Origin of the sequence: Holospora undulata HU1 (assembly GCF_000388175.3) — a bacterium.
GTDB lineage: Bacteria > Pseudomonadota > Alphaproteobacteria > Holosporales > Holosporaceae > Holospora > Holospora undulata_A.
Genome location: NZ_ARPM03000076.1, coordinates 1 through 8,361 on the forward strand (window position 1 = coordinate 1; position 8,361 = coordinate 8,361).

5 protein-coding genes and 1 pseudogene are annotated in these 8,361 nt (G+C 37.5%); 5 read left to right on the top strand and 1 reads right to left on the bottom strand.

Features of this window, described 5'->3' with window-relative positions; all coding sequences use genetic code 11:
* The 4 genes and pseudogenes from K737_RS01380 to K737_RS01395 form a co-directional block, all read left to right on the top strand.
* Nucleotides 1-299 (top strand): annotated as a pseudogene (locus K737_RS01380) (hypothetical protein); the annotation flags it as partial.
* A gap of 199 nt (nt 300-498) precedes the next feature.
* On the top strand, nt 499-678 hold the full coding sequence (locus tag K737_RS01385; protein ID WP_023491149.1) for a hypothetical protein: 180 nt from the start codon (nt 499-501) through the stop codon (nt 676-678).
* 656 nt (nt 679-1,334) lie between these two features.
* A complete protein-coding gene (locus tag K737_RS01390; RefSeq protein WP_006298247.1) occupies nt 1,335-2,312 on the top strand; it encodes a pyruvate dehydrogenase complex E1 component subunit beta in 978 nt (325 codons plus the stop codon).
* A 65-nt stretch (nt 2,313-2,377) separates the two neighbouring features.
* Nucleotides 2,378-3,694 carry a dihydrolipoamide acetyltransferase family protein gene (locus K737_RS01395; RefSeq protein ID WP_024161355.1) on the top strand — a complete coding sequence of 439 codons (1,317 nt, stop codon included), beginning with the start codon at nt 2,378-2,380 and terminating at the stop codon, nt 3,692-3,694.
* 477 nt (nt 3,695-4,171) lie between these two features.
* On the opposite strand, the gene pheT is transcribed toward K737_RS01395, so the two are convergent.
* A complete protein-coding gene (pheT, locus tag K737_RS01400; RefSeq protein ID WP_006298250.1) occupies nt 4,172-6,574 on the bottom strand; it encodes a phenylalanine--tRNA ligase subunit beta in 2,403 nt (800 codons plus the stop codon).
* A gap of 747 nt (nt 6,575-7,321) precedes the next feature.
* On the opposite strand from pheT, the gene K737_RS01405 reads away from it, so the two are divergent.
* Nucleotides 7,322-8,017 carry a hypothetical protein gene (locus K737_RS01405; RefSeq protein ID WP_006293590.1) on the top strand — a complete coding sequence of 232 codons (696 nt, stop codon included), beginning with the start codon at nt 7,322-7,324 and terminating at the stop codon, nt 8,015-8,017.
* Nucleotides 8,018-8,361: the final 344 nt, after the last annotated feature.

Genomic DNA, 8,361 nt, shown 5'->3' on the forward strand with positions numbered 1-8,361 from the left:
AAAGATTAAAGATGAGCACCTTGTCATTTGCTCAAGATAAAGACCGGGTACTAAACAAACAAAGATGGGATATTGAACGGCTGTTCAGAACTATGAAAACGCAAGGGGTTACCCTTGAAAATACCCCTATGAAAGATTTGGGAAGACTTTCCAAACTTGACCATTGTCGCTGTTGCTATTGTATACGCTTTTATAACGGGCCTTACACAAGAAATTGCTTACAAAAAAACAGTCAGAGCGCCTTTCTATTCATCTTTGTATTCATACTTCACAAGGGGATTCAGGTGGATCAAAGATAAACTCTTATTCTTTGATTTCAGCGATCTTTTAAACTACCTGAAAAAAAGTGAGGGGGAGTATGTGCAAATATAGCAAAAGCTAAATAAAACGATTTTAATTAATAATTTTATGACATATTCAGTAGATTTTCGGCGTAGAGAGTTATAAACAGAAAGGAAGAAGAGCTAAACGTAAAAAACTCTCCCGACTGGTACAACTATGAGCCGTGCTGAAATGCTGGGAGCAAGCCCCTCAGTAATACGCTCAGCTCTGGAACGCCTCGGCGTGACGTATAAAAAAAGCCTGCGTCATCCCAAGGCAGAGGTCGAAAAGCAAGGCATTTTTTACCAAAAGATTCAAGGAGCATCAAAAGGAAGGACGCCCCATCGTTTTCATTGATAAGGTCGGATGATCACGACGTGCTTTTCAACTTTATGGCTTGAAAAATTATCGGCGGTTTGGCAGCCATGACTGGGGTATGTAAAGGATCGCACGAATGTCATTGTGCACTTTTGAGCGGCGTTATTTTGACCGGGAGTCTGTTTCAAACAACTGTAAACATCTTGGGGGTCAACGCATGGATGCTGCAAGATTTAATCCCCTAACTTCCTAAAAAGCAGTGGGGAGAGCCATGGACAATGCAACCTTTCACAAAATCCAAGGCATGCTAAAGGCCTTAAAAGCTTCAGAACACACTCTCCTCTATCTTTTTGCCATTCACTCAGACTTCAAATCCCATCAAACATAAATGGGCACAGGAAAAAGCACTTAGGCGCATTCCTCTTGGATGAAGCACAGGAAAAAGCACTTAGGCGCACTCATCTTGGATGAAGCACAGAAAATCTCTTCCAAGATATCCATAATCATTTCTATATAGCTTTAGCTGTAACGGACGTTGGAAATAACGGATATTAAAAAAAAATAGCCTTTCACGTTTTCTGATCTGACAGTGAGCAAAGAAAAAATATTAGATAGCGTTTTGTTTACACTGCAAAGAACTTGACCTTAAAAGAGAACTATGGCAAGTTTATAGATAATTCAGTTACATTTTGTTTATGGTTACGGTAAGGGAAGCGCTTCGTCAAGCTCTTGAAGAAGAATTAGAACGAGATCCAAACGTATTTTTGATGGGGGAAGAAGTAGACAAATATCAAGGTGCTTACAAAATAAGTAAAGGGCTGGGGGAACGTTTTGGTTCTGGGCGCATAGTTGATACTCCTATTTCTGAATATGGGTTTTCAGGTCTGGCGGTAGGAGCAGCTTACGCAGGGCTTCGACCCGTTGTAGAGTTTATGAGTTTTAATTTTTCAATGCAGGCCATTGACCACATAATAAATTCTGCAGCCAAAACACTGTATATGTCTGGTGGGCAGGTAAAGTGTCCTATCGTCTTTCGAGGCCCTAATGGTATTGCTGCAGGCGTGGGTGCACAGCACTCTCAATGTTATGCCAGTTGGTATTCTCACTGTCCTGGTCTAAAAGTTATTGCGCCCTATGATTCGCAAAGCGCAAAAGGGTTACTTAAGGCAGCAATTCGAGACGATAATCCGGTGGTTTTTCTAGAACACGAGCTTTTATACGGGGAGTCTTTTCCTTTAGAAGCGTCTTCAAACCCTTGGCCTATAGGAAAAGCCAAAATTCGAAAAGAAGGTCAAGACGTTACTATCGTTTGTTTTTCTTTGATGGTTAAGGTATGTTTACAAGCGGCAGAAATTCTTTCGAAACTTGGGATTTCTGCAGAGGTTTTAGATTTGTGTACCCTAAGGCCTTTGGATATAGAATCTTTACGTAACAGCATTCAAAAAACTCATCGATGTTTGGTGGTAGAAGAAGGGTGGCCCGTGTGTGGAATAGGAAGTGAAATCATAGCCCTTTCAATAGAGCTGGCTTTTGATTTTTTGGATGCCCCTGCTATGCGCTTGTCTGGAAAAGACATCCCCCTTCCCTATGCAAAAAATTTAGAATTACTGTGCTTTCCCCATGTGCAGGACGTAGTAGATTCAGTAAAGCACCTTTGCAAAGGAATGCGCTAAGAGAATGTTTTATATCATTTCATCAGTTTTCAAATTGTCCCAAAATTGCCCCAAAAGGAGAATCCATGTCCATTATATTTAAAATGCCTGCTTTGTCCCCCACCATGGTGCAAGGAGATATCGTTAAATGGGAAAAGTCTTTAGGAGACATCATCGAAAGTGGCGACACCTTGTTGGCTATTGAAACTGATAAAGCCATTATGGATTTTGAGGCAACAGATTCAGGCGAACTTTTTCATATTTTTATTCCCAGCGGAGCAAAAAGTATTCTTGTAGGAACTCCCTTGGCGATTTTTAAAGAACCGGAAGACACGGTGCAAGAGTTAGATACGCTAATAAAGAGTTTAACTTTTTCTTCTTCAGAAAAAGATTCCGCCTATGAAGTTTCTTTAAATTCTTTAGAATCTTTTGAGAAAAATAAAAAAGAGGATAAAGAAAGTTTAGATTTGGAAGTTGGTAAAACAATGAAGTCGTCGGAAATTCTTCCCGCTTCCCCCTTAGCAAAAAAGATCGCAGCCCTGAATCAAATTGATCTAAATATGTGCACAGGAACAGGCCCTGGCGGACGTATTGTGAAGGCAGATGTGGAACGTGCTATTAGCCAGAAAGGTCCAAGTGTTTTAACAAAAGATTCAAAAGAATTAGGAAAATCAGATGATATTTTGGAGGAAAAAAAAGCTCCATCGCCCAGCTATGAAGAAGGAACGTTTATCCCTTTTTCTGGAATGCGTAATGTTATCGCCAAGAGACTAACACAGTCCAAACAGGAAATACCTCATTTTTATGTTAACCTTTCGTGCCGGATGGATGCGATGTGGGATTTACGAAAAGAGCTAAACCGTGCACATCCAGACGCTCGGGTTTCGGTTAATGATTTTATTTTGAAAGCTACCGCACAAGCTTTAAAAACATTTCCTCAAATGAATGCTCACGCGTCTTTGCAAGGAATTACACAGTTTCAAAAAGTAAGGCTAGCGTTTGCGGTTTCTTTAGAAAATGGGCTTATTACTCCTATTATTGAAAATGCTGCAGAGCTTTCGTTATTTGGGCTATCTAATAAAGTTAAAACACTGGTGGAACGTGCGCGTTCTGGAATTTTGACTCCCCAAGAATATCAAAATGGAACGTTTACTGTATCTAATCTTGGGATGTTTCAGATTGAAAATTTTCAAGCCATCATTAACCCCCCTCAAGTAGGAATTTTAGCCGTTGGAGCGACCCTGGAAAAGCCTATAGTAGAAAAGCAAGAAATCGTTATTGCAAAAATGATGGACATCTCGCTTTCTGCAGATCATAGAGCAATAGATGGGGTTTTGGCAGCACAGTTTATTAGAAAAATTCAGTACTATATTGAACACCCCTTGGTACTTTTGGCGGAATAAAGACAGGCTGTTACTTTTTAATCAAAGAGTGTGTGCTGCGCTTTCTAGTCGGCAAGCACTCCATCAGCCTTCATGAGGCAATCCATCAACGCATCTCCTTCCTCCCAGATCATCGTCTTGGCTTTTTGTCAAGTGAAAATCGATGGGATTACCCTAGATATTACAGATTGCACAGATTTTAGTACTTACCCCTCAATGACTTGGTTTAAGTCTTTTTTTTATTGCTAGCCCTGTATTAATGGGGTATAAAAGTTCATCGCGCACTTGTTGTCAGCATCACTGGCTAATATTTCAAAAACGCTTTTCCATACACCTTTTTGACTCCAAGTAAATAGCTTTGAAATCGCAAAAGACTAAATCCCTTCACGAAATCTTGTGCGATAGCGGTACAAAAAACCCTCCACAAACAATTGTATTTTGCTGGAACACCCACATTACTTTTATTATCAAAAGATTCTATTCAAACGTTTAGTTTTTTTACAAATGAGAAAACAATGCGTTTCCTCGCAGTAATGCACCATTGCGATGCGCCCAACGTACCAAAGATTCTAAATGCTGATGAATTTCTTCTCCTGACCAGGAACGATCTTTTGGCTGAAAAGTACACCGTACTGAAATAGATGTTCGGTTTTCCTTTTCAAAACAATCTAATAAACATACATCTATTAAGTCTGCACTTTGCTGTTTTAATTCGTATAAAAAATTTCCTATAGTTCCTGAATCTAGAAAAAATGAAAGCTCTTTTTCGATAGGAGGAACTATCGCAACAAAATTTTCTGGCGCTAAAGCTAAAGGATATTGCTCGGGATCTACCTCAAAAGCCATTAAAGAGTGATCTTCTGTCAAACGAGGATGAATTTTTCCCATAAACCCAACACAGCGATCTTTTACCCAAATACTCGCACACTGGCCTGGGTGCATCCAAGGAAGTTGCGATTCCACATAGTAAGGGGCTTTCCCCCAAAGCATACACATTCCCTCTAGCAATCGTTTAAGATCAAAAAAAGAAAAACAAGGAGCACGCCCCCAAGCAGTTGGCAAATTTTGAGAAAACACTCCACTTATTAACGTTTTTTGTCCTTTTGGATGCCCTGAAAAAAACACAGGCCCCCATTCAAATCTTGCTTGCACTGGAAGATGATTATGAATATGCCACAACGCTAAATCTACCAAATTAGGAAGCATCGACGGACGCATAACTGCCATATCTTTTGCAATGGGATTAATCAAGGTCATATCGCTTAACACGCTTTCATCTAAGGTGGAAAATAGACGCGCTTTATTTGCGCTGATGAAAGACCAGGTTACTGCTTCCCCTAACTCATGATGCATTAAGTACGTACGAGCATCTTGAATTCGTTTGTGAAGAAGATTATGTGCGGAAGAACAAGAAGACAACAAAGGAAAAGTCATTGGAACTTCTTGGTACCACCCTTTAAATCGTAAAATTTCTTCAATAAGATCGGGAGCTCCTTGAATATCTTTTCTCCAAAGCGCAGGAACAGCATACAAAACCTCATTGTCTTTTTGTGATTCAATTTTCACCTGAAACCCAAAAGAACTTAACCGCTGAGACATTTCTTGAGCGGTTATTCCATTACACCCAGTAAATTTCTTAAAGTAGTTAACCGATAAAGCAATTTCAGACGGCTTACTGGAAGCATAAGGCTTTGCAGTATGAATATTGATTAAAGAAAATCCCATCCACCGCAATACTTGAATCAAATGATTTTTTACACAAGCTCCATCTATTCCTCGTTCAAATATTCTTCGCGCCCCCGTCATAAGACGAGTTTTTTGACCTGTAAGACTGATGGTCTTTGGATCAAACTCTGCTGCCTCAACATACATTAAAGTACTGGATGGTCGGAACTTGGAATGATCTCCTCCAAGAATTCCGCTAAGTGCCAAAATATTTTCTCTATTTTTTAGAACGATAGAACTAGGGGGAATAAGAACGGTCTTTGCTGTTTCTTTTTCTGAAGAAAGCGCTGAAAAAGGCGTATCAGAATTTGTGCACTCTATTACTAAAGGGGGGGTCAGTGCTTGACCATCAAAAACGTGAAAAGGCGTCCCAAAGGTGTGTGTATAATATGAAAGCGCATCCACAACGTCTTGACAAAGAGATTTTTGTACGTCTCTTAAGCGCCGCTTTACCCAAACAGGCGCTTGATAAAGATTTTCAGGATCTTGTTGAACTCGAGCCATGTGGAATTGGCAACACAGCTCTGTTTCTATACGAATTTCAGGGATAGGCAGTTCGGTTAACGTAAAAGATTCTGACAGAGTGCCAGGCCAGATAGAATCTTTCCACTGAGCAGCTTGCAATGCTACAAGCTCTCTTGCTATTCCAAAAATACTCATCAAGTCTGCACGATTTGTGGTGACTTCACAATCAAAGAACCAATCTTTAGGTAAGATGCTATACAGCTCTCTGCCTAAGGCGTCGGGATGAGCAATTTCTAAGATCCCTTCTTTGGCATGTTCAGAAAAAATTCCTTCAAGATTCAGCTCTTTTGCAGAACACAACATTCCTGGACTTTGTATGCCTCTAATGGTGGTAAGTGTAAGCGGATGAGGATCTCCTGGAAGGCGTTGCCCTGGACGAATCAACACAACTTGCATTCCAAGGCGAACATTGGATGCCCCACACACAACAGTAATGGAATCTTTTCCAGTAGAAACCGTACACAAATTTAGGCTATGTGCATTGGGATGAGCTTCAATTTTTTGTATTTGAACGATTTGCAAGCCTTTCAGCTCTGAATACAAGTCTGAAACCTTAGTCTCGGTTCCACTTTCCGTAAGACGACATGCTAAATCTTCGGGACTTCCTTTAGGAATTATAAAATCTTTAAGCCAAGACCAGGTAAATTTCATAATAAAAATGCATAAATTATACTCTGACCTGTGTATTTTAGCAGTTCATATGATGCAAAACAAGGAACGCCTGATCACTTAAAAAAAATTATTTTTTCTTGAGATTATGATCAATTTTACTACAAACTCTAATTTGTATGATATAAGTTTGAAGCCTGGTTTTTTAGGTTTCGCAGTGAATAAAAATCAAGAAAAATTATTTTTCGTCAAAATCATGGTTCAATAATAGTGTAAAAAATTCCATGAAACACTAAAAAATGTGCAAACTATAGGTACAAAATATATAAAAATCGTCTTAAAAAGTTAAATTCATATTTCCAAGAAAAGAATCCTTTCCTATTATAAACAAATTACTCTATTCAAAAAAAAGAACTTTTAATATACCCTCTAACGTCTGCGAAGCATAAAATTCAGATAATTACCCAGATTACTAGAGAATACAAAACTGCGCTCTACATTTTGCGATCCCATAATTTTCTTAAATAATGAAGGTAGAAGTTTCCTTATATAGCCAAGTAATTATCAATAACTGATACTAAGTACTTACACTTTTCTGTGGCTTTCTTTTGAATTTTTTCTTCTATTAGATTCTTTAACCCATCAAATATTTTTTGAAATGTTGATTTTTTTTACTCTCATTAATCTGTAAAGATTTTTTTAAAAATATTGATTATCTAATTTTATGTTTACGGTGTTTTATCATTTTTAGAATATAATATATGCTATGAGCTTCGAACTGGTAATAAAATGAAAATAAATTTTTTTCGTGTAATATTGGCTATGATGATATGTACCGCGGTCCACGCTGAACCTCTGGAAGAATTGGCAAAAAGTGTGAATTCGGTTACTGAAGAAATACAATCAGTGCCGATATCTTTTGAACAAAAACAAGAATACACAAAAAAAGTTGCTGGAGAATTTTTAAATTTCATCCAAGAACTAAAACAAACGAGAAAAAATTTAGTAGAAAATTTTGTATATAAATTTTTTGAAAAGTTATTAGAATTAGAAATAGATGAACAATTAAGGGTAAAAGAAAATGAAGAAAAGAAAATTAAAAATTTTTATTCTGTCGAAAGCACTGGGAACATTCAAAAATTAAACGCGAATATATCTGTGTTGAAAAACGAGAAGACCGGGTATCAAAAAAAATATGAAGCATTAAAGAATTCTAAAGAATTAGATACACAGTATCCGCAGTACCAAAAATATTTTAATCACTATCTAGAATCATTGGAAGCTATCAAAAAATCGGATGTGGTAGAAATTCAGAATTCAGAAGTAGAAAAAAATTATGTACCTGAAAGAAGGTTTGCGACACCAGATAAACAAGTTCAACAGATTCTTGATGAAGTATCACCTCAAAGGCTGGATACAGCGGTAAATCAGAGACATAAAAAATTTATTGCAAGAAAGAGTTTTCTGAGTAAATTAGTTCCTTAAATTTTCAGACTTAAATTTTCGAAGAATTACAAATTAATTATTAAAAAAAATTAATACAGCGTGTACTTTAAAAACAAATCGATGGGTCAAATACTTTTCTCCCCCCTCTTAAGCTATTTTTAACTCATCGCTTCTGTTGTGTTTAACGGAATATAGAATAATTAATAAATAACGGAACTTTTATGGATAAAATTTTTTGAAAAAATCTAGAACATAAGTATTCTGAAATCTTATAAAATTGTAATTATTTGTATCAGTTCAGCATACTCCCCCTCACTTTTTTTCAGGTAGTTTAAAAGATCGCTGAAATCAAAGAATAAGAGTTTATCTTTGATCCACCTGAG